The sequence below is a fragment of the Hansschlegelia beijingensis genome (genome assembly GCF_045505405.1).
Classification (GTDB): Bacteria; Pseudomonadota; Alphaproteobacteria; order Rhizobiales; family Methylopilaceae; genus Methylopila; species Methylopila beijingensis_A.
In genome coordinates this window covers 1-20,199 of record NZ_JBJKEX010000002.1, presented here as the reverse complement: position 1 = coordinate 20,199, position 20,199 = coordinate 1, and the positions used below count along the sequence as shown (strand labels likewise).

Genomic DNA, 20,199 nt, shown 5'->3' with positions numbered 1-20,199 from the left:
GCGGCAACTTTCCAAATTAGCTTGTTGACAAAGCTAAGTAACAAAGCGAATTTCGGAGGTGCAGGGGCGAAGCGCGAGGGCGTCATGAGGGCCGGGGCTGACTATCTTCAGGGGCTCCAGGATGGGCGCTGCATCTTCCTGAACGGGGAGAGGGTCGCCAACGTGGCCGAGCATGCGGCGTTCCAGGGAGCGACCCGTTCCGTCGCCGCGCTCTACGATTTCCAGGCGCGGCCCGAGAACGTGGAGCGGTCCACCTTCGAGACGCCGACCGGCGCCCGGGTAAGTCGGGCGTGGCAGATGCCGAAATCTTACGCCGAGCTGGTGCAGCGCCGCGAGGCGCTCGTAGCCTGGGCCGAACTGCATCACGGCTTCATGGGGCGTTCGCCGGACCACGTCGCCTCGACGATCGCCTGCATGGCGGCCGGCGCCGACGTCTATCGCCGGCACGAGGGCGGGCGGGCAGACGCCGTGCTCGACTACTACGCTCACGCCCGCGACCGTGACCTCTATCTCTCCTACGTCATAATCGATCCGCAGGCCGACCGGTCGAAGGGGACCGGCGAGGGCGGCAACGCCGAGGTGGCGGTGCGCGTCGTGGACGAGGATCCGGGCGGCGTCACCATCCGCGGCGCCAAGATGCTCGGCACCGGGGCCGCGCTTTCCGACGAGGTGCTGGTCACGACGCTTCGTCCGCTGGCGCCGGGCGAGGATCGCTTCGCCTTCACCGCTGTGGTCCCTATCGCGGCCGCTGGCGTGAAGCTGATGTCGCGCCGCTCCTATGAGCAGGCGGCGCCGTCCTCATTCGATTATCCGCTGTCTTCGCGCTTCGACGAGAACGATGCGTTGCTTTACTTCGACGACGTGAAGATCCCGTGGGACAGGATCTTCGTGCACAGGGGCGTCGCGGCCCAGCTCGCGCAGTGGCACGAGGCGCCGGTTCACGCCTTCCAGAACTACCAGGCCGAAATCCGCCTGATGGTGAAGCTGCGTTTCCTGATCGGTCTCGCGCACAAGATCACCGAGCTGATCGGCACGTCGAACATGCCCTCCGTGCGCCAGACGCTCGGTGAACTGGCCGCCGACTGCAGCATGATCGAGGCCTTCGTCTACGGCATGGAGGCCAAGGGCTCCCATTACGGGCCCTACTTCATCCCGGACCGCGGCCTGCTCTACGCCGCGCAGGTTCATGGACAGGCGCTATACCCGCGCGTGATCCAGGCGCTTCGTGAGCTGTCCGGCGGCGGCGTTCTGATGCTGCCGTCCTCGGTCGACGACTTCGCTAATCCGGAGATCGAGAGCCTGATCGGACGCACGCAGCACTCCCCGGTCGCCTCGTCGGAAGAGCGGGTTCAGTTGTTCAAGCTTGCCTGGGACGCGATTGGCTCGGAATTCGCCTCGCGGCACGTGCAGTACGAGACCTTCTACTCCGGGCCGCGGCACGTCGTGGCGGGAATGTCTTACCGAACCTTCGATTGGGGCCGCGCCAAGAGCGGCGTCGAGGGCTTTCTTTCTTCCTATGGACTGCCAGAAGCCGCGCCCGCTGCGCCGCTGATGGCCGTCGGCGGCTGAGGCGTGACGCGCGCGATGCAAGATCTGACTATCGAGGGTTTCACCGTCGCCCCCGGCGAGCGGCTGCGGGCGCAGCTGTCTGCGCTCGAGCTCGCCGACGGCTCGAGCGTGCAGCTGCCGCTCGTGCTGATCAACGGGGCCAAGCCGGGCCCCAGGCTCTATGTGGGCGCGGGCATCCATGGCGACGAAGTCACCGGCGTGGCGCTCGTGAACCGGGCGATCTCGGCGATCGATCCCAAGACGCTCGCGGGCAGCATCGTGTGCTGCCCGGTGCAACAGCCGCTCGCTCTGATCGCCGATCACCGCATCCCGGTGTCGCAATATCTGAAATCGCCGCTCGACCAGGCGCCGACCGACGCCTGGACCTGCTTTCCGGGCGACCCGGATGGCAACATCGCCCAGGTCATGGCGGCGACCCTGTTCCGGCTGATCGGCGAGTGCGACGCCGCCCTCGACGTCCATACGCCCACGCGCGGCGGCCGCTATGTGCCGATCGCGATCCTTCCGCACCCGAACCTGGGCGCCCCGGCGCGCGAGGCCGAGCGGATGGCGCATCTGCTCGGGACCGGCTGGATCGTACGGGGCGAGCGCGGGATGTACGTCGCCGACGGCATTCTCTGCGTCGAGGCCACCAAGGCGGGCGTTCCCTGCTTCACCTTCGAGATCGGGGAGGGCGGTCGTCTTGAGGAGGACCAGGTCGCGATCGGCGCGCAATGCGTGACCAACCTGCTGATCGGCCTCGGCATGATCGACGGCGAGCCTGTTCCGCCCGCCCAGACGCATGTCATGCGGGATTTTCTGGGTCTGAGAGCGAGCCGCGGCGGGCTGCTGGTCACGGATGTTCCGCTGGGCGCCCCGGTCAAGGCCGGGGACGTCCTGTGCCGCATCCTCAACGTCTATGGGGACGAGGTCGAGACGGTCCGGGCGCCGCAGGACGGCCTCCTGGTGCGCACCACGACCCTCGGCAGCGTCTCGAGGGGCGAGCGGGTCGCGACGCTCGGGCTGCTGTGACGCGCTCCGGCGGCATCGATCCTGCCGCCTTCCGGCGCGCCGCCGGTTGCTTCGCGACGGGCGTGTCGATCGTGGCGGCCGAAGGCGAGCAAGGCAGGCGGGTGGGGGTCACCGCGAACTCCTTCGTCTCCGTCTCGCTGGAGCCGCCGCTGGTGTCGGTCGCGCTGGCGCGATCGCTCGCCAGCATGCCGGTCTTCGAGCGGGCCAGCCACTTCGCGATCAGCGTGCTCGCCGAGGGCGACGAGACGCTCGCGGCGCGTTTCGCGAGCCGCGGCGCCGACAAGTGGGCCGAGACGGCCTGCGAACGCGGTCTCGGCGGGGCGCCTTTGATCGAGGGCGCCGTGGCCACCTTCGAATGCGAACGCTACGCGATGCATGACGGCGGCGACCATCACATCCTGCTCGGCCGGGTCATTGGGCTGTCCTGCGCCTCGGCCCGCCGCCCCCTGATCTTCCATGGCGGGGCGTTCGCGCGGCTCGCGGCCCTGTCGTCGGAGCAGCGTCAGGGCGCCTAGCGGAGGAGCAGGCGCCGCCGAAAGCGGCGGCCGGGCGGTGGAGGCGAGGGTCGCGCCTGCGCTTTCGCCCCGGCAAGCGGATGGCACGTCACTTGCATTACTTGCGTCGCATGCAAGGCGCTTGCGTCGATAGGCGGGGCGGCCGGGTTCAGCCGGTCAGGTCGTCGCCGTCGGCCGGTCATATCGGACGCTACGGGGAGTTCGGATCATGGCATTCAAGAACGGCATTCTGCTCGCGGCGAGCGCGTTTGCGGCCCTCCTGGCGCTGACCGCCGCGTCCAACGCGCAGGCGGCGTGCGAACCATCCAAAGTGGCCGAAAAGTATCCGAGCCTCGCCGGCAAGACGATCAAGATCGGCGCGGATCCGCAGACCCCGCCCTACGTCATGCGCGACAAGAGCAATTTCGATAAGGTCATCGGCGTCGACGCCGATCTGGCGCGCGCGACCTTCGACTGCGCCGGCCTGAAGTACGAGTTCGTGCTCGGGGGCTGGTCGGGTCTGCTGCCCGCGGTCATGGCGGGGCAGATCGACGTGATGTGGGACAATCTCTACTACAAGCCGGCGCGCGCCAAGACCGTCGACTTCGTCACCTACATGAAGGCCGGCACCGGCGCTCTGGTGCCCGCGGGCAATCCCAAGAAGGTCGCGAGCATCGAGGATTTCTGCGGCAAGACCGTCGCGTTCGGTCTCGGCAGCGTCGAGGAGCAGGCCACCCGCAAGCAGGACGAGGCCTGCAAGGCGGCCGGCAAGGACGCGGTGACGATGATGCCGTTCCAGGATCTCGCCGCCGGCATGCGCCAGCTCGACAGCGGCCGTTCGGACATCCTGCTCTGGGACCTCGGCTTCGCCGACGCCTCGGTGAAGGAGTCTCCGACCAAATACGCCCGCGCCTTCGCGATCATCAGCGGCCTCACCATGGGCGCCGCGACCGCGAACGGCAACGCCGACCTCGTCAAGGCGATCCATGACGGGCTGACCGTGCTCCAGGCCAGGGGCGAGCAGGCGGCGATCTTCCAGAAGTACGGCGTCGATCCGTCGCTCGAGGTCCCGGCCGAGGTGAAGCTCGACTGACGAGGCCAGGGCGACGGGACCTCGTCGATGCAGATCATCCGCACCTCATCGCGCGCGGCCGCCGTCGCCCTGCTCGCGCTCGCCTTCTGGGCCTTTCCGGCGGAAGCTCAGGCGCCGGCCTCCGCCGCGCTGCAGGAGCTCTCCGGAGACGCCGATGCGGCCGCAGCGGTCGAGCAGCACTGGATCTGGGAGTTCTTCTCCTACGCCGCGTCCGAGTTCCTGTGGGTCGGCGCCTGGACCGCGGTGAAGATCACCGCGCTCGCCATGGCGATCGGCCTCGTGCTCGGGCTCGGCCTCGCCCTGATGCGGCTGTCGGGCCTGTTCGTGGTGCGGGCGGTCGCGTGGTTCTACATCTGGATCGTGCGCGGCACCCCGCAGCTGCTGCAGCTCGTCTTCATCTATGACGCGCTCCCCTATATCGGACTGAAGTTCGACAGCTTCACCACGGCCGTCATCGGCTTCTCGCTCAATCAGGCGGCGTTCAGCGCGGAGATCATCCGCGGCGGCATCCTGTCGGTGAACAAGGCGCAGTCGACCGCCGCCACCGCGCTCGGCATGGGGCCGGTGCTGACGCTGCGCCGGATCGTCCTGCCGCAGGCGATGCGCTCCATCCTGCCGGGCATCGGCAACGACACGATCAGCATGCTCAAGCTGACGTCGATCGCCTCGATCATCTTCGTCAACGAGCTCACCTTCCGGGCGCAGCAGATCGTCGGGCAGAACTTCCGGTTCTTCACCGTCTTCGCCGCCGCCGGCCTGATCTACCTGATCCTCACCAGCGCGATCTCGATCGCGCAGAGCTGGGCGGAGGCGCGCTTCGACCTCGAGCGCGAGCGCCGGCCGCGCGGTGAAACGCTCAGGCGGATGTTCGGCTTCCGGCTCGGGCGGAAGTCCGCATCCGAGATCGCCGCGCCTGCGCCCTCGATCGCGCCGGGCGCCCCCGCCCCGGAGATCGAGCCTGCTCCGGCCGGCGAGGACGTGTTCCGGATGCTGGCGACCTCAGCCGGCGGCGTCGCCAAGCGCGGCGAGCCCTTCGTGGTCTGCCGCAATGTCCAGAAATCCTATGGCGATCGGACGGTCCTCAAGGGCATCGACCTGACGGTCGCCCGCGGCGAGGTGGTGGTGCTTCTCGGGCCGAGCGGCTCGGGCAAGAGCACCTTCCTGCGCACCATCAACCATCTCGAGCCGGTGGACTGGGGCGAGATCACGGTGGACGGCCGCCATGTCGGCTACGTCCCCGCGCCCGGCGGCGGGCTGCGGCCGACGGGCGGGCTCGCCAAGGCGCGCGCCGACGCGCGCATCGGCATGGTGTTCCAGCACTTCAACCTGTTCGCTCATCTGAGCGCGCTCGAGAACGTCATCGAGGCGCCGATCCGGGTGTTCGGCATGGCGCCCGACGCCGCCCGTGAGCTTGGGCTCAAGCTGCTGGCGGAAGTCGGCCTTTCGGCCCACGCCGATCACCTGCCGCACCGGCTGTCCGGCGGCCAGCAGCAGCGCGTCGCGATCGCCCGCGCGCTCGCGATCTCGCCCAAGCTCATGCTGTTCGACGAGCCCACCTCTGCGCTCGACCCCGAGCTGGTGGGCGAGGTGCTGCAGGTCATGCGCAAGCTCGCCGACGCAGGCATGACCATGATCGTCGTGACCCACGAGATCCGCTTCGCCAGGGAAGTGGCGGACAGGGTGGTGTTCATGGACGAGGGCGTGATCGTGGAGCAGGGGCCGCCGTCCGAGGTGATCGACGACCCGAAGCAGGAGCGCACCCGGCGCTTCCTCCGGGTCATGGAACGCGCGGCCCCGACGCCATGAGGAGCCGCGGGGCGTCTGTTCCCTCAGAAGGTCGGCGGCGTGTTGATCCAGAGCACGCGGCAGCTGCGGGGTCCGTGCGCCCGATAGCTGTGCGGCCGCGAGGAGCTGAAGAAGAAGCTGTGGCCGGCGGGGAGTTGGTGGCGCTCGCCCTCGACGAAGAGCTCCAGCTCCCCTTCGAGCACGTAACCGACCTCCTCGCCCGCATGCTCGAAGGGGCCGCAGAGCGGTCCGCCGCCGGGCAGCTCCAGCAGCAGCCCTTCCAGCATGCGTTCCGCGCCGAAGGGGGTGAGCGTCTCGCACAGGCTGCCGTCGCCTTCGCCCGCCCGGCCATGCGAGGTGCGTGGCCGGTCGTCGGGGCCATAGGTCGTGCAGACCCGCTGTTCGACCGGATCCACCAGCGCCGAGACGTTGACCGCCAGCGCCTTGCAGATCCGGTGGATCGTGCTCAGCGACGGCGTGACGAGGTCATTCTCGATCCGCGACAGCAGGCTTTCCGAACAGCCCGCCGCGACGGCGAGGTCTTTGAGCCGCAGGCCTTTCAGCTGGCGAAGATGCCGAACGCGCGGGCCGATCGGAATCGGCCGAGCGCCTCCGGCGCCGCCCGCCGCGGCCTCCGCCGCCCGCTGCTCGACCCTGTTCTTGACCATGCGGTTCACACCCTCCGCGACCGAACAGTCAGACTTAAACCAGCCAGCTTGCGTGAGACGCAAGCGGCTTGCAGCAATGCTGGTGAAAAGGAAACGGAATGCGCTTGTCCATTGACGTAGGCGGCACGTTCACCGACCTCGTCGTCGACCGGTTGTCCGGAGGGGCCGAAGTCTTCAAGGCGCCGACCACCTACCCGGATCCGATCGACGGCATCCTTGCAGCCGTGGCGCTCGCGGCGGACGCGCAGGAAACCACCGAAGCGTTCCTGGGCGGCGTCGAGGTGCTGTTCCACTCAACGACCCGGGCCATCAACGCCGTGATCACCGGGCAGGCCGCGCGCACGGCGCTGCTCGCGACCGAAGGGCACCCGGATATCCTGCTGATCCGGGAGGGCGGCCGTACCGACCCCTTCAACTACCGGATCGGCTATCCCGCTCCCTACATCCCCCGCGCGCTCACCTTCGAGATCCCCGGCCGGATCCTGGCCGACGGCGGCGAGCGCCGGACCCTCGATGAAGCCGCGGTTCTGCGGGTCATCGAGCGCCTCAAGGAGGAGAAGGTGGAGGCGGTGGCGGTCTCATTGCTCTGGTCGATCGTCAATCCGGCGCACGAGCTGCAAGTCGGCGAACTGCTGGCGGAGCATCTGCCCGGCGTGCCCTTCACGCTCGCGCATCAGCTCAACCCGACGGTGCGCGAATATCGCCGCACCTCCTCCTGCGCCATCGACGCCTCGCTGAAGCCAATCATGAGCGCCTATCTGCGCGCGCTTAAGCAGCGGCTCGGCGCGCACGGGATGACGGGGCAGATCTTCGCCGTCACCTCGCAAGGCGGGCTGGTCGACGTCGAGGAACTCGCCGAGCGGCCGATCCTCGCGCTCAATTCAGGGCCGTCCATGGCGCCGGTCGCCGGCCGCTACTTCGCCGCGCTCCAGGGCGCCACCACCGCCATCGTGACCGACGCCGGCGGCACGACCTATGACGTGAGCCTGGTGCGCGACGGCGCGTTGCCCCGCACCCGCGAGACCTGGCTCGGCCCGATCTATCAGGGTCACCTCACCGGCTTCCCCTCGGTCGACGTGAAGAGCGTCGGCGCTGGCGGCGGCTCGATCGCTTCCGTCGAAGGCGGGTTGCTGCGCGTTGGCCCCGAGAGCGCGCGGTCCGACCCCGGGCCGGTCTGCTATGGCCGCGGCGGAACGCAGCCGACCGTCACCGACGCCGCGGTCGTGCTGGGCTACATCGACCCGGACTTCTTCCTCGGCGGGCGGATGGGGCTTGCGGTCGCGGCCGCGCGCGCGGCGATCGAGCGCGACGTCGCGATCCCGCTCGGCCTCGAGGTCGAGGAGGCGGCGCTCGCGATCATTGATCTCGCGACCGAGAGCATGGTCCACGCGATCGAGGACATCACGGTCAAACAGGGCGTCGACCCCGAGGACGCAGTGATGATCGGCGGCGGCGGCGCGGCCGGCATCAACGCGGTGCTGATCGCGCGCAGGCTCGGCTGCCGCTCCATCCTGTTCCCTGACGTCGGGGCCGCCCTCAGCGCCGCCGGCGCGATGATGTCGGAGCTCACCTCCGAGTTCTCGCAGGTCGTCTTCATGAGGACGGGCGCCTTCGACGCCGCGGCCGCGAACACGATCATCGCGGGGCTGAAGGAGCGGGCGGAGGCGTTCTTCGCATCCGCCGGCGACCGCGCGCGCGAGCGCCGCGTCGATCTCGCGATCGAGGGACGCTACCCCAGCCAGGTCTGGGAGATCGACGTTCCGATCGATGAGGCGATGCTCGCGGCGGACGACGCCGCCAGCCGCCTGGTGGCGGCGTTCCACGCCCGTCACGAGGAGCTGTTCGGCTTCCGGGACGACGGCGACGACGTTGAGATCATGGGCTGGCGGGCGCTCGCCCGCTGCCGGCTCGCCGACGAGAGCGCCATCCGGCTGCCCGTGGGCGCCGGTTCGGCGCCGACTCGCTCCCGGACCATGACGTTCCGCGAAACCGGGCCGATCGAGGCGCCCGCCTATCGTTTCGAGGCGCTCGATCCCGCCGTGACCGTCCAGGGGCCGGCTGTCGTCGAAAGCAACTTCACCACGGTCGTGCTCGCGCCGGGCTCCGAGGCCCGCAAGACCGCCGAGGGCGGTCTGAGCGTGCAGCCCCTCGTCCAGTCCGTCGCCCGTCTCCGGGAGTTCGCCGCGTGACCGCCGCCCCCCAAACATCCGCCGCCGCAGGCTTCGACGGCGTGAAGCTCGCCATCATGCAGAAGCGCTTCGACGGCGTGACGCGGAAGATGGCGAACACGCTGCTGCGCACGGCGCGCTCCGGGGTCATCAACACCGCGCGCGACTTCTCCTGCGCCCTCGTCACAGCCGATTGCGAGCTGCTGACGGCCGCCGACAGCTATCCGATCCACGTGATCGGCGGGGCGGACCTGATGGCGCGAGCGATGCTCGACCTCCACCCGGAGCTCCAGCCAGGGGACGCCTTCCTTCACAACTCGCCCTATCACGGCAACAGCCACGCGGCGGACCACACGATCCTCGTGCCGGTGTTCGACGACGACGGCGTGCACCGGTTCACGGTGCTGGCGAAGGCGCACCAGGCCGACTGCGGAAACTCGCTCCCGACCACCTATATGGGCCTCGCCCGCGACGTCTACGCCGAGGGCGCGCTGATCTTCCCGGCCGTGAAGGTCCAGACCGGCTATCGGGATATCGCCGACATCATCAACATGTGCCTGATGCGCATCCGCGTGCCGGACCAGTGGCGCGGCGACTACCTCGCCATGGTCGGCGCCGCGCGCATCGGCGAGCGCGAGATCACCCGCATGGGCCGCGAACTCGGATGGGACACGCTCTCCGCCCACGCCCGGGACTGGTTCGACCTGTCCGAGCGGCGGATGATCGAGGTGATCGGCCAGATGCGTTCGGGTAAGGCGCGCGCGACCTGCGTCCATGATCCGCTGCCGGGCGCGCCGGAGGACGGCATCCCGGCGACCGCCGACGTGATCGTCGACGCCGAAGCAGGACGGATCGCCGTCGACATGACGGACAACATCGACTGCGTGCCGGTCGGCGTGAACCTCAGCCACGCCTGCGCGCGCACCGCCGCGTTGGTGGGCGTGCTGAACAGCCTGCCGACCCCCGTCATCCCGAACGCCGGAACGTTGCGGCGCATCGACGTGACCCTGCGCGAAAACTGCTGCGTCGGGATTCCGCGCCATCCGGTCTCCACCTCGGTCGCGACGACCAATCTCGGCGACCGCGTCACCAACGCCGTGCAGCGCGCGCTGGCCCAGATCGACCCGAACGTCGGCATGGCTGAGGGCGGCGCCGGCCTCCCGCCCGCGGCCGGCGTCATCTCGGGCTCCGATCCCCGGAACGGCCACGCCTTCATCAACGAGGTTATCCTGGCCGCCGGCGGCGGACCCGGCACGCCGGTGCAGGACGGATGGCTGTCGCTGTTCTGCATGGGCAACGCCGGCATGCCCTTCTATGACAGCATCGAGATCGACGAGATGCTTCACCCCATGCTGGTCGAACGGCGCTCGATCGCCCAGGACAGCGAAGGCGCCGGCGCGTTCCGCGGCGCGCCGGGCATCCGCACGGAGTTCCGGCCGGTGGATTGCGACTTCGAGCTCGGCTTCGTCAGCGACGGCACCGTCAACCCCGCCCAGGGCGTCTGCGGCGGTCTGCCTTCGCTTTCGGCGCGGCAGTTCCTGGAAAGCGACGGCGGCGAGATCACGCCGCTCGGCACGGCGGAGCAGATCCGGGTGCGGGCCGACCAGAAGGTGGTGTCGCTGTCGAATGGCGGCGGCGGCTATGGCGACCCGACGACGCGCGATCCGGAGCGGGTGCGGGTCGACGTCGCCGAGGGCCTCGTCAGCCGCCAGCGCGCCGAAGCCGTCTACAAGGTGGCGCTGACGGCGGACCTCCAGGTCGACGCCGCCGCGACCGCAGCGCTGAGGGCCGCCTGACCATGGACGCATACGACCCGGACCGGGCCGCCGGAACGTCGTCCGATCCGATCGATGTCGTGGAGCTGACGAAGCGGCTGCTCCGGGCCCGCAGCGAAACGCCGCCGGGCGACACCAACGCGCCCGCGGCGGTGATCGCGGAGGCCGTGGCGGGCGTCGAGGGCATCGAGACGGAGAACCATCGGGGCGCCCCGCACGTCGCCAATCTCGTCCTGCGGGTGCGCGGCGCGCGGCCGGGCAAGCGGCTGGTCTTCAACGGCCACCTCGACACCTATCCGCTCGGCGAGGGCTGGACCACCGATCCGGACGGCGAGGAGCGCGACGGCAAGCTCTACGGCCTCGGCGTCTCCGACATGAAGGGCGGGGTCGCGGCCATTACGGTCGCGCTCGCTCGGCTCGCGGCGAAGAGGGAGCAACTCGCCGGAGAGGTCGTCGCGACCTTCGTGGGCGACGAGGAGACCATGGGGGAACTCGGCGCCAAGCTGTTGCTGGACACGGTCCCGCACGCGCGCGGCGACGCGATGATCAGCGCCGATGTCGGCTCACCCGGCGTGCTGCGCTTCGGCGAAAAGGGGATGATCTGGCTGACGCTGAAGGCGCAGGGCAAGGCGGCGCACGCGGCCCATGTCCACCGCGGCGACAGCGCAATCGAGAAGCTCGTCGACGTGATCCAGGCCCTCAGATCGCTGCGGGACTGGCCAGTGCGCGCGCCGGAGGCGGTGACGCGCGCGATCGCCGGGAGCGCGCCTGTCTCCGAGGCGCTGTCGGGCGCGGGCGAAAGCCACACGCTTGGCCACGTCACTGTCACCTTCGGCACCATCCGGGGCGGGCGGCTCAGCAATCTGATCGCCGACCACGCAGAGGCGACCGCCGACATCCGCCTTCCGGTGGGCGTGACGGTCGCGGAGCTCGAGGAGAGGATCGGCCAGATCGTGGCGGCGGCGCCCGGGGTCACGGTCGAGATCGTCCGCCGCTACGAGCCGAACTGGACGGCGCCCGATCACCCGGTGATGGAGGCGGTCAGCGCCGCCTGCGAGGACGTGCTCGGCGCGCGCCCGGTCCGCACCATGCGGGTCGGAGCCTCGGACGCCCGCCACTATCGCTACGCAGGAATCCCCACCGTCACCTGCGGCCTCACGCCCAACAACATGGGCGCGGCGGATGAGCATGTCTCCCTCGACGAGCTCAGGGCGCTCGCGGACGTGCTCACCCGAAGCGCGGAGCTCTTTCTGGCGGCGTGAGAAGCGGCGGAGATCCAGGCGACGGCTTCATCGAAGGCCGCCGTCGAGATCCCCGCCGATCTCACTTTCCTTCGGATCAGCTGACCGCGATGGCCTCGATCTCGACCAGGGCGTCCTTCGGAAGTCGGGCGACCTCATAGGCCGACCGCGCCGGCGGCTCCGACTTGAAGAACTCGCCGTAGACTTCGTTGAGCTCTGCGAACCTGTTCAGGTCCTTCAGGAAGACCGTGGTCTTCACGACCTTCTGCAGGCTGGATCCCGCCGCCTCGAGGGCCGCCTCGAGATTGGCGAAGACCTGTCGAAGCTGACCTTCGAAGGTTTCGGGGACTTCGCCCGAAGCAGTCACCGGCAACTGGCCGGAGACGAAGACGAAACCGTTCGCCCGCACCGCATGGCTGAGAGAAAGGGCCGGAGCCGCCCCGCCGGGATTGACGCATTCTTTCGACAATTCTTCTTCCTTTCCGGATTGGCGCGCAGCCGCGCAAAAAGCGCCCTCAGCGGGCGAAGCTCACAGGTCGAGCGTCACCGCCACCCGCGCGCGGGACACGCAGGGCGCGATCCTGTTCTGCCGGTCCGTGACCGAGATCACCGCGTCGCGGTGGATGACCACGCCGTCGCGATAGCCGCACACGCAGGATCCGCAGACGCCGAGCTCGCAGGAGGACGGCATCGTGACGCCGTGCTCGCGCAGCACGTCGAGCAGCGAGCGGTCCGCCGGCACGTGCAGCGTCTCGCCGGTCGAGGCGAGCGTGGCGTCGAATGGCTCGGGCTTGAAGTTCTCGTCGAGCGTCGCCTGAAAGGCCTCGGCGTGGATGCGGGCCTCCGGCCAGCCGAGCTCCACGGCGGCGGCGCGGACCGCCTCGAGCAAACGCTGCGGGCCGCAGACATAGAGCTGGTCGCCCTCGCGCGCGGGCCCGATCTCACGCGGATCGAACCGCGCGCCTTCGGACGAGAGCCATAGCCGCAACCGCTCCCCGCATATCGCCCGCAGCTCGGGCAACAGGGGCGCGTCATGCTCGGAAGGCGCGCAGAAATCGACCCTGAAGTCGGCGCCTTGCGCCGCAAGGCGGCGGGCCATCGCGAGCACCGGGGTCACGCCGATTCCGCCGACCACGAAGACATGGCGATCGGCCTGCTGGAGCGGAAAATTGTTCCGAGGCGCCGAAACGTGGGCGACCGAACCCGCGCTCAGCGTCTCATGCGCCCCGCGCGAACCGCCGCGACCCGCATCCTCGCGCTTGATCGCGATCTCGTAGGCCGAACGATCATCCGGGTCGCCGCACAGGGAATACTGCCGGATCTTGCCGTCGGGCAGACGCAGGTCGACATGCGCCCCCGGCTCCCATGCCGGAAGCTCGGGCTTCAGCGGATGCACGAGCCTGAGATGAAGAACTTTCGGGGTCGCGAGCCGTGCGGCCTCGACCTTCAGCTTCATGATGACCCGGGCCGTCATGCGGAGGCGTCGTCCAAGAGCTCGATCTCGTCGCCGGGCCGGATCACGCCGCCGCGCTCGATGCCGCAATTGAGGCCGGAGCGGTTGTAGAGCGGCAGATAAACCGGGGAACCCAGCAGTTCCTCGAGGTATTTGCACGGGAAGTTCAGCCGGCCGCCGCGCAGGATGACGTCACCGACGCGGAAGCGGCGCCCGACAAGATGGTTCAGCGGCACGCCCCGCACCGTCAGGTTCCGCCTGTGGTCGCCGGGCGCGAGCGTGATGCCGCCGCCCTGCAGCGGCGGATCGTTGCGCGCCAGCGCGTCCAGCGCCTCCTGCTCGATCAGCGTGACCTCGCGCGTGTCGGGCTTTGGCGAATAGGTGCCGGTCCCCTCGAAGTAACGGTCGCCGACGATGCCGCGGCCCGCGACGCATTCGGCCTCGGCGAGCTCCTCCATCTCGTAGCTTGCGGCGGGCGCCACATGGATGTGCAGCAGCACGCCGCGAAACCCGGTGGCGCCGCCCGGCACGTGGCGCGCGATCGAGCCGGCCGGGTTCTCGTAGGCCTCGACCATCGTCGGACGGGGCTTTGTTGGGGCTTCAGACAGTATTCCGCTCTCGGCTTCGTCGGCTCTCAAGTTCATTCTCCCGGCGATAGTCTGGACCTTGAGGCCCGCGCGAACCGCGCGGGCCTCGTTGCTGCGCCCGCGCGCTCAGGCGCGGCTGATGTCGAGATCGCGAGTCTCCGTCGCGTAGAGCGTCGCGACCAGCGAGATGGCCGCAAGGCAGATCAGGTAGAGCGCGATCGGCCAGGTGGCGCCGGCCCAGGCGAGCAGGCCGGTCGCGATCATCGGCGCGAAGCCGCCGGAGATCGCAGCGGCGATCTGGCAACCGAGCGAAGCCCCCGAGTACCGCACGCGGGTTCCGAACAGTTCCGGCAGGAACGCCGCCTGCGGTCCGAACATGGTTGCGTGGGTGAGGCTCATGATGACCGCGATCGAGATCACCACGATCGCCGGATCGCGCGTATCGAGAAGCGGGAACACGACCAGGGCGCATGCCGCGCTGATCAGGGCGCCCCCGATATACATCGGCCGGCGTCCGATCTTGTCCGACATCCAGCCGAACAGCGGCAGCGTCGCGAATTCGAGCACGGCGCCCAGAAGGATAGCGTAGAGAATAAGGGTCTTCGGCAGGCCGAGCGTGTTTGTGGCGTAGACGATCGAGAACACCGTCAGCACGTAGACCCAGGCGACCTCGGAGATCTTGAGGCCGACGGCGGTGAGGAAGGTCTTCGGCTGTCCCATGATCACCTCGAGGATCGGCATGCGCGCGACCGTCTTGGTCTCCTTCACCTGAGCGAAGGCCGGCGTCTCGACCAGCCTCAGCCGCACGAACAGGCCGACGCCGATCAGGATCACGCTGAAGAGGAAGGGCAACCGCCAGCCCCAGGAGAGGAACTGTTCCTGCGGCAGCATGGACAGCCCGAGGAAGGTCGCGGTCGACAGGGCGACGCCGGCAGGGAAGCCGACCTGCACCAGACTGCCGTAGAAGCCGCGCTTCTTCTCTGGCGCATGCTCGATCACCATGAGAACCGCGCCGCCCCACTCGCCGCCGATGCCGATGCCCTGCATGAGGCGCAGCGCGACGAGCAGGATGGGGGCCCAGATCCCGATCTGATCATATGTCGGCAGGCAGCCGATCAGGAACGTGCCCACGCCCATGATCAACATGGTCAAGGTCAGCATCGCCTTGCGGCCGAGACGATCGCCGAAATGGCCGAAGATCGCGCCGCCGAGCGGCCGCGCCACGAAGCCCACCGCATAGGCGGCGAACGCCGCGAGCGTGCCCGCGACGGGGTCCATGGTCGGAAAGAACAGCTTGTTGAACACCAGCGCGGCGGCGGTGCCGTAGATCAGAAAGTCGTACCATTCGACGACCGTTCCGAGCACGCTGGCCCAGACGATCTTCTTCATCTTCTCGTCGTCGCGTGAAACGGCGGGAATGCCGATTCCGTCAGCGGTCGGCGCATCGGTCATCGCATGCCTCCTATCATCGATAGTGGAAACAATTCCACTATCGGGGACGCAAGGCGCGTGCCAGATTGCGACCTGAGGCGCGCGAGAGGGCGAGGTCAGCCGGAGTGCGTGATCTGGCGCTGTCTTGGGCGGCCTGCCCGCGAAACAGGCTCTACAGGAGACGGGAAAGGTTCAGCGAATGCGCGAGGCGTCGATTACGAGGAAGTACTGGCATTCGCCTTCGCCGACATTCTCGAAGGAGTGTTCGGCGTCGGCCTCGAAGTACAGGCTGTCGCCTTCCTCCAGGGTCACGGTCCGGCTTCCGATATGAGCCTTCAGGCGGCCGTGGAGGACGTAGATGTATTCGGAGACGCCCGGCTTATGCCCGACGAAGCGGCCCGAGCTTCCGCCCGGCGGCACGGTGTTCAGCACCCAGTCGATGCCGCGCCCCGGAAGGACGGGCGAGATGCAGCGCCGCAGGAACCCGGATTCGCCGTCGCGCAGGATCGGCTGGCGATCGGCCGGGATCACCAGCATCTCGCGTTCCGTCGGCGCCGCCATCAGGCGCGAGAAGGTGACGCCGAGCGCTTCGGCGAGCCGCGACAGGACTGTGGTGGAGGGGACCGCCTCGGCGCGTTCGATTTTCGAGATCATCGAGCGGCTGACCCCGGACAGGGCCGACAGGCTTTCGAGCGAGAGCCCGCGCTCCTTCCGGTGCCGGCGGACCTCTCCGGCCAGCACCTGGGCCTGCGCTTTCTCCACGCCGGCGGCCGCGTCCGGCTGCCCGGAGACAGGGCTTGAATCGATGTCGGCTTCGCTGCTGCTCACGCGGTAGCTCATGCAACGATACGTCCGTGACGATCAAGAGGAACAACGACTTATGAAAGACCGCAGCGCGCCCGCCCGCATTGGCGTCATCCTCTACGACACCGTCGAGCCGATCGACGTCGGCGGCACTGTAGGCGTCATCTCGATGGCGCGGCGCATCCTGCCCAACATTTCCGACGCGGTGATCGCGCGGCGCGCAGGTCCGGTGCGGCTCGCCGGCGGCCTCACGGTGGAGGCGCCCTTCGGCGTTGCGGACGCCCCCGCCTGCGACGTTTATGTCGTGTGCGGCGGGGCGGGTTGGCCGGAGGCCTCGAAGGATCCTGAACTGATCGCCTTCCTGAAGCGCCAGCCAGCCGAGCGGCTCGCTTCCGTCTGCACCGGCGCGCTGGTGCTCGCGGCGGCTGGCGCGCTCGACGGACGGACCGTCACGACCCGGCGAAACGCCGCCGGCTCCGAGCCCAGGGCGCCGATCGCGCTGCTGGCCGATGTCGCCAAGGGAGCGTCGACGAAGGCGGCCGCAGTCGTCGACGACGTCGTCGTGACAGGCGGGGGCGTCTCGCTCGCGATCGACGCGACGCTCTATCTCATCGGAAAGCTGTATGGCGTCGACGTCGCCGAAGAGGTCGCGCGGCTGATCGAGTACGATCGCGCCTATCGCGCCAACCGGGAGGCGCTTGGGCATCACGCCGGCGTTCATCGCGCCGCGTCGTAACCGGGCGTCGGCTGGAGGTGATCCCGAGCGCGATCAGGCTCCAGCCGACGAGCTTCCCCGTTCCTTTCCAGGCACCGAGCCGTTGGCGCTGCCACGACCTACGCCGGCGGCCGCGCCGTCAGACGTCCAGATTGGCGACCGTCAGCGCGTTCTGCTGGATGAATTCGCGGCGCGGCTCGACGACATCGCCCATAAGCTTGGTGAAGATGTCGTCGGCCTCGTCGACTTCCTTGATCTTCACCTGAAGCAGCGTGCGTGCGTTGACGTCGAGCGTCGTCTCCCAGAGCTGGTCGGGGTTCATCTCGCCGAGACCCTTGTAGCGCTGGAGCTGCGAGATGCCCTTGCGTCCCGCCGCGAGCACGCCGTCGACCAGCGCGCTCGGGCCGTGGACCGGCGAGACGTCGTCCTTGCGCAGCAGATGCGGGGTCTTGCCGTAGATCTCCTGCAGATGGGCCGCGCGCTCGTCGAGCTTGCGGGCGTCGGCGCTGGCGATGAAGGCGGCGTCGATGGTCGCGGCCTCGCGCACGCCACGCACCGTGCGGGCGAAGGTGAAGCCCTCCTCGCTGGCGACGCCTTCCCAGCCGCGCTCTGTCTCTTCGGACAGCAGGTCGAGGCGGCGGGCGATGTACTCGGCCGCGGCCTTCGCCTTCTCCTCGTCGCGGAGCACGTCGATCGTCAGCGCGCCGGCGATGGCCGCCTGCTCCACGACGGAACGGCGATAGCGGGAGTGCAGGCCGCCCAGGATGGCGCGGATCTGGCGGGCGTTCTCGACCACCGACCGAAGGTCGAGCCCGGAGCGCGCCTCGCCGCTGGCGAGCCTGAGGGTGACGCCGTCGAGGCCCTGATCGACCAGGTAATCCTCGAGCGCCCGCTCGTCCTTCAGATACTGCTCGGACTTGCCGCGCACGACTTTGTAGAGCGGCGGCTGGGCGATGTAGATGTGTCCACGCTCAAGCAGCTCCGGCATCTGCCGGTAGAAGAACGTCAGCAACAAGGTGCGGATATGACTGCCGTCGACGTCGGCGTCCGTCATGATGATGATCTTGTGGTAGCGCAGCTTGTCGGGGTTGAACTCGTCGCGCCCGATGCCGGTGCCGAGCGCCGTGATCAGCGTGCCGATCTCCTGGCTGCCGAGCATCCGGTCGAAGCGCGCGCGCTCGACATTGAGGATCTTGCCGCGCAGCGGCAGCACCGCCTGGAACTCGCGCGCGCGGCCCTGCTTGGCGGAACCGCCGGCCGAGTCGCCCTCGACGATGAACAGTTCCGCCTTTGCGGGGTCGCGTTCCTGGCAGTCGGCGAGCTTGCCCGGCAGCGAGGCGATGTCGAGCGCGCCCTTGCGGCGGGTGAGTTCGCGCGCCTTGCGCGCCGCCTCACGGGCGGCTGCGGCCTCCACCACCTTCTGGACGACGGTCTTGGCGTCGGCCGGATGCTCCTCGAGCCAGCGGTTCAGCGCCTCGTTCACCAAGTTCTCGACCGCCGGCCGAACCTCCGATGAGACCAGCTTGTCCTTGGTCTGCGACGAGAACTTGGGATCCGGCACCTTGACGGAGAGCACGCAGGTGAGGCCTTCGCGCGCGTCGTCGCCGGTGAGCGAGACCTTCTCCTTCTTGGCGACGCCGGAGCTGTCGGCGTAACCGTTGATCTGCCGCGTCAGGGCCGCGCGGAAGCCCGCCAGATGCGTGCCGCCGTCGCGCTGCGGGATGTTGTTCGTGAAGGCCAGCACGTTCTCGTGGTAGCTGTCGTTCCACCACATCGCGACCTCGACGCCGATGCCGTCCTTCTCCGCGCGCAGCACGATGGGCGTCGCGATCAAGGGCTGCTTGGCGCGGTCGAGATAGCGCACGAAAGCCTCGACGCCGCCCTCGTAGAACAGCTCCTCGCGCTTCGGCTCGACGCCCCGGGCGTCGGTCAGGACGATCCGGACGCCGGAGTTCAGGAAGGCGAGTTCGCGCAACCGGTGCTCGAGGGTCGCGTAGTCGAAGTCCGTCACGCCCGTGAAGGTCTCGAAGCTCGGCGAGAACGTCACCTCGGTGCCGCGCTTGCCGTTCGCCGGGCCGGTGACCTGCAGCGGGCCGTCGGCGACGCCGTGCGTGAACGACATCTCGTGCGCCTTGTCGTTGCGCCACACGCGCAGCGTCAGCTTGGTCGACAGCGCGTTGACGACGGACACGCCGACGCCATGAAGACCGCCCGAGACCTTGTAAGAGTTCTGGTCGAATTTTCCGCCGGCGTGCAGCTGGGTCATGATGACCTCGGCGGCCGAGACGCCCTCCTCGGAATGGATGTCGACCGGGATGCCGCGTCCATTGTCGGTGACGGTGCAGGAACCGTCGGGATTGAGCGTGACCGTGACCTCGGTCGCCCAGCCGGCCAGGGCCTCGTCGATGGCGTTGTCGACGACCTCGTAGACCATGTGGTGCAGGCCCGACCCGTCATCGGTGTCGCCGATATACATGCCCGGCCGCTTGCGGACGGCGTCGAGGCCCTTCAGGACGCGGATCGAGTCCGCGCCGTAGTCCTCGGCGTCGTTCGGGGTCATGTCGGTCATTCAATGCTCTCGATCAGCGTGGCTCGCAGCCGCGGCCGTCGACGATTGCGAACGACCTCGCGAGCGGGGAGGAATCAGGGGATTCCGAAGGGCTCATTGGTAGCCTGAAACGCCGCGGAAAGCGAGTTCCGGCCGGTGTGGGAAGACGCCGCGGCCTCGCCCCACAAGCCGCTGATATATAATATCTTTCGGACGAATTTCCATGGTCCGCGTCAGGGCCTCCCAAAAAGGCGCCGCCGGATCAGCCAAACTCCCGGACCCCGCCCCCCGAGACCGTGAACAGACGGGCGCGGTCGCCGAGCTCCGCGAATGACGCCGGATCGGCCGCCGTGATCCAGGCCTGCGCTCCGAGCGTGTCGAGCGCGCCATAGAGCGCCTCGCGCCGGAGCGGGTCGAGATGGGCCGCGACCTCGTCCAGCAGCGTCACCGGGGGCGCTCCGTCGAGCCGCGCGATCAGCCGGGCGTGGGCCAGCACGAGGCCGATCAGCAGCGCCTTCTGCTCGCCTGTGGAGCAGAGCGCCGCCGGCATGTCCTTGGCGGCGTGACGCACCAGCAGATCGCTGAGGTGAGGACCCTCCAAGGTGCGTCCGGCCGCCCGGTCGCGGCGCCGCGCGCTTGCGAGCCGCTCCCGGTACGCGTCCTCGACCGCGGTCGCCGGAGCGTAGGAAAGCTCAGCCTCGAGCGAGCCCTCGATCGCGATCAGCGCGGCAGGGAACGGCGAGGCCGGATCCGCGGTCTCTGCGATCAGCGGGATCCCGGCGCGCGGCTTGCTTGCCATCCGGAGCGGGGTCCCGTTCTATCGGGGCCGCAACAGGGTTGTCGCCGCGTGGCTCTGA

Annotated in this window: 17 protein-coding genes; 9 read left to right on the top strand and 8 right to left on the bottom strand. The window is 68.9% G+C overall.

Features of this window, described 5'->3' with window-relative positions; all coding sequences use genetic code 11:
* The first annotated feature begins 84 nt into the window (after positions 1-84).
* The 5 genes from ACIKT0_RS00360 (at position 85) to ACIKT0_RS00340 (ending at position 5,973) form a co-directional block, all read left to right on the top strand.
* Positions 85-1,569, top strand: coding sequence for a 4-hydroxyphenylacetate 3-hydroxylase family protein (locus ACIKT0_RS00360; RefSeq protein WP_407103448.1), 1,485 nt, complete (start codon positions 85-87; stop codon positions 1,567-1,569).
* A 15-nt stretch (positions 1,570-1,584) separates the two neighbouring features.
* On the top strand, positions 1,585-2,580 hold the full coding sequence (locus ACIKT0_RS00355) for a succinylglutamate desuccinylase/aspartoacylase family protein (RefSeq protein ID WP_407103447.1): 996 nt from the start codon (positions 1,585-1,587) through the stop codon (positions 2,578-2,580).
* Complete coding sequence (locus tag ACIKT0_RS00350; RefSeq protein ID WP_407103446.1) at positions 2,577-3,095, top strand: flavin reductase family protein; 519 nt, start codon at positions 2,577-2,579, stop codon at positions 3,093-3,095. Before ACIKT0_RS00355 ends, ACIKT0_RS00350 begins: the two co-directional genes overlap by 4 nt.
* Positions 3,096-3,303: 208 nt before the next feature.
* Positions 3,304-4,167 carry an ABC transporter substrate-binding protein gene (locus ACIKT0_RS00345; RefSeq protein WP_407103445.1) on the top strand — a complete coding sequence of 288 codons (864 nt, stop codon included), beginning with the start codon at positions 3,304-3,306 and terminating at the stop codon, positions 4,165-4,167.
* 27 nt (positions 4,168-4,194) lie between these two features.
* The gene (locus ACIKT0_RS00340; RefSeq protein WP_407103444.1) at positions 4,195-5,973 is read left to right on the top strand and encodes an amino acid ABC transporter permease/ATP-binding protein; all 1,779 of its coding nucleotides are present in this window, start codon (positions 4,195-4,197) and stop codon (positions 5,971-5,973) included.
* Between the two features lie 23 nt (positions 5,974-5,996).
* Here ACIKT0_RS00340 and ACIKT0_RS00335 read toward each other — a convergent pair whose 3' ends face one another.
* The gene (locus tag ACIKT0_RS00335) at positions 5,997-6,620 is read right to left on the bottom strand and encodes a cupin domain-containing protein (protein WP_407103443.1); all 624 of its coding nucleotides are present in this window, start codon (positions 6,618-6,620) and stop codon (positions 5,997-5,999) included.
* 98 nt (positions 6,621-6,718) lie between these two features.
* Between ACIKT0_RS00335 and ACIKT0_RS00330 the strand changes: the two genes are divergently transcribed.
* From ACIKT0_RS00330 to ACIKT0_RS00320, 3 genes are read left to right on the top strand one after another with little or no spacing between them, the layout of a single operon-like run.
* Positions 6,719-8,809 (top strand): hydantoinase/oxoprolinase family protein, encoded by a 2,091-nt coding sequence (locus ACIKT0_RS00330; RefSeq protein ID WP_407103442.1) that lies wholly within the window; start codon positions 6,719-6,721, stop codon positions 8,807-8,809.
* Positions 8,806-10,584: a hydantoinase B/oxoprolinase family protein gene (locus tag ACIKT0_RS00325; RefSeq protein ID WP_407103441.1), complete on the top strand. Its 1,779-nt coding sequence runs from the start codon at positions 8,806-8,808 to the stop codon at positions 10,582-10,584. Before ACIKT0_RS00330 ends, ACIKT0_RS00325 begins: the two co-directional genes overlap by 4 nt.
* Before the next feature lie 2 nt (positions 10,585-10,586).
* A complete protein-coding gene (locus tag ACIKT0_RS00320) occupies positions 10,587-11,825 on the top strand; it encodes a M20/M25/M40 family metallo-hydrolase (RefSeq protein WP_407103440.1) in 1,239 nt (412 codons plus the stop codon).
* Positions 11,826-11,901: 76 nt separating this feature from the next.
* Here ACIKT0_RS00320 and ACIKT0_RS00315 read toward each other — a convergent pair whose 3' ends face one another.
* The 5 genes from ACIKT0_RS00315 to ACIKT0_RS00295 all read right to left on the bottom strand — a co-directional run bounded on the left by ACIKT0_RS00315 (position 11,902) and on the right by ACIKT0_RS00295 (position 16,103).
* A complete protein-coding gene (locus ACIKT0_RS00315) occupies positions 11,902-12,273 on the bottom strand; it encodes a RidA family protein (protein ID WP_407103439.1) in 372 nt (123 codons plus the stop codon).
* A gap of 60 nt (positions 12,274-12,333) precedes the next feature.
* On the bottom strand, positions 12,334-13,278 hold the full coding sequence (locus tag ACIKT0_RS00310; protein WP_407103438.1) for a PDR/VanB family oxidoreductase: 945 nt from the start codon (positions 13,276-13,278) through the stop codon (positions 12,334-12,336).
* Positions 13,275-13,832 (bottom strand): MOSC domain-containing protein, encoded by a 558-nt coding sequence (locus ACIKT0_RS00305; protein ID WP_407103470.1) that lies wholly within the window; start codon positions 13,830-13,832, stop codon positions 13,275-13,277. The genes ACIKT0_RS00310 and ACIKT0_RS00305 overlap by 4 nt, the downstream gene beginning before the upstream one ends.
* Before the next feature lie 138 nt (positions 13,833-13,970).
* Positions 13,971-15,296, bottom strand: coding sequence for an MFS transporter (locus ACIKT0_RS00300; RefSeq protein ID WP_407103437.1), 1,326 nt, complete (start codon positions 15,294-15,296; stop codon positions 13,971-13,973).
* 171 nt (positions 15,297-15,467) lie between these two features.
* Positions 15,468-16,103, bottom strand: a complete 636-nt coding sequence (locus ACIKT0_RS00295) for a helix-turn-helix domain-containing protein (protein WP_407103436.1) — start codon at positions 16,101-16,103, stop codon at positions 15,468-15,470.
* A gap of 52 nt (positions 16,104-16,155) precedes the next feature.
* On the opposite strand from ACIKT0_RS00295, the gene ACIKT0_RS00290 reads away from it, so the two are divergent.
* Positions 16,156-16,815 (top strand): DJ-1/PfpI family protein, encoded by a 660-nt coding sequence (locus tag ACIKT0_RS00290; RefSeq protein WP_407103435.1) that lies wholly within the window; start codon positions 16,156-16,158, stop codon positions 16,813-16,815.
* 118 nt (positions 16,816-16,933) lie between these two features.
* Here ACIKT0_RS00290 and gyrB read toward each other — a convergent pair whose 3' ends face one another.
* Together gyrB and ACIKT0_RS00280 are read right to left on the bottom strand one after the other, a co-directional pair.
* Positions 16,934-19,363, bottom strand: a complete 2,430-nt coding sequence (gyrB, locus tag ACIKT0_RS00285) for a DNA topoisomerase (ATP-hydrolyzing) subunit B (RefSeq protein WP_407103434.1) — start codon at positions 19,361-19,363, stop codon at positions 16,934-16,936.
* Between the two features lie 241 nt (positions 19,364-19,604).
* Positions 19,605-20,141, bottom strand: coding sequence for a DNA replication/repair protein RecF (locus ACIKT0_RS00280; RefSeq protein WP_407103433.1), 537 nt, complete (start codon positions 20,139-20,141; stop codon positions 19,605-19,607).
* Positions 20,142-20,199: the final 58 nt, after the last annotated feature.

Excerpts from the sequence above, each read along its gene's own strand:
- ACIKT0_RS00300 (WP_407103437.1), bottom strand. The coding sequence starts at position 15,296 with ATGACCGATGCGCCGACCGCTGACGGAATCGGCATTCCCGCCGTTTCA.
- ACIKT0_RS00335 (WP_407103443.1), bottom strand. The coding sequence starts at position 6,620 with ATGGTCAAGAACAGGGTCGAGCAGCGGGCGGCGGAGGCCGCGGCGGGC.
- ACIKT0_RS00340 (WP_407103444.1), top strand. The coding sequence starts at position 4,195 with ATGCAGATCATCCGCACCTCATCGCGCGCGGCCGCCGTCGCCCTGCTC.
- ACIKT0_RS00330 (WP_407103442.1), top strand. The coding sequence starts at position 6,719 with ATGCGCTTGTCCATTGACGTAGGCGGCACGTTCACCGACCTCGTCGTC.
- ACIKT0_RS00345 (WP_407103445.1), top strand. The coding sequence starts at position 3,304 with ATGGCATTCAAGAACGGCATTCTGCTCGCGGCGAGCGCGTTTGCGGCC.
- gyrB (WP_407103434.1), bottom strand. The coding sequence starts at position 19,363 with ATGACCGACATGACCCCGAACGACGCCGAGGACTACGGCGCGGACTCG.
- ACIKT0_RS00305 (WP_407103470.1), bottom strand. The coding sequence starts at position 13,832 with ATGGTCGAGGCCTACGAGAACCCGGCCGGCTCGATCGCGCGCCACGTG.
- ACIKT0_RS00310 (WP_407103438.1), bottom strand. The coding sequence starts at position 13,278 with ATGACGGCCCGGGTCATCATGAAGCTGAAGGTCGAGGCCGCACGGCTC.
- ACIKT0_RS00355 (WP_407103447.1), top strand. The coding sequence starts at position 1,585 with ATGCAAGATCTGACTATCGAGGGTTTCACCGTCGCCCCCGGCGAGCGG.
- ACIKT0_RS00360 (WP_407103448.1), top strand. The coding sequence starts at position 85 with ATGAGGGCCGGGGCTGACTATCTTCAGGGGCTCCAGGATGGGCGCTGC.
- ACIKT0_RS00280 (WP_407103433.1), bottom strand. The coding sequence starts at position 20,141 with ATGGCAAGCAAGCCGCGCGCCGGGATCCCGCTGATCGCAGAGACCGCG.
- ACIKT0_RS00290 (WP_407103435.1), top strand. The coding sequence starts at position 16,156 with ATGAAAGACCGCAGCGCGCCCGCCCGCATTGGCGTCATCCTCTACGAC.
- ACIKT0_RS00320 (WP_407103440.1), top strand. The coding sequence starts at position 10,587 with ATGGACGCATACGACCCGGACCGGGCCGCCGGAACGTCGTCCGATCCG.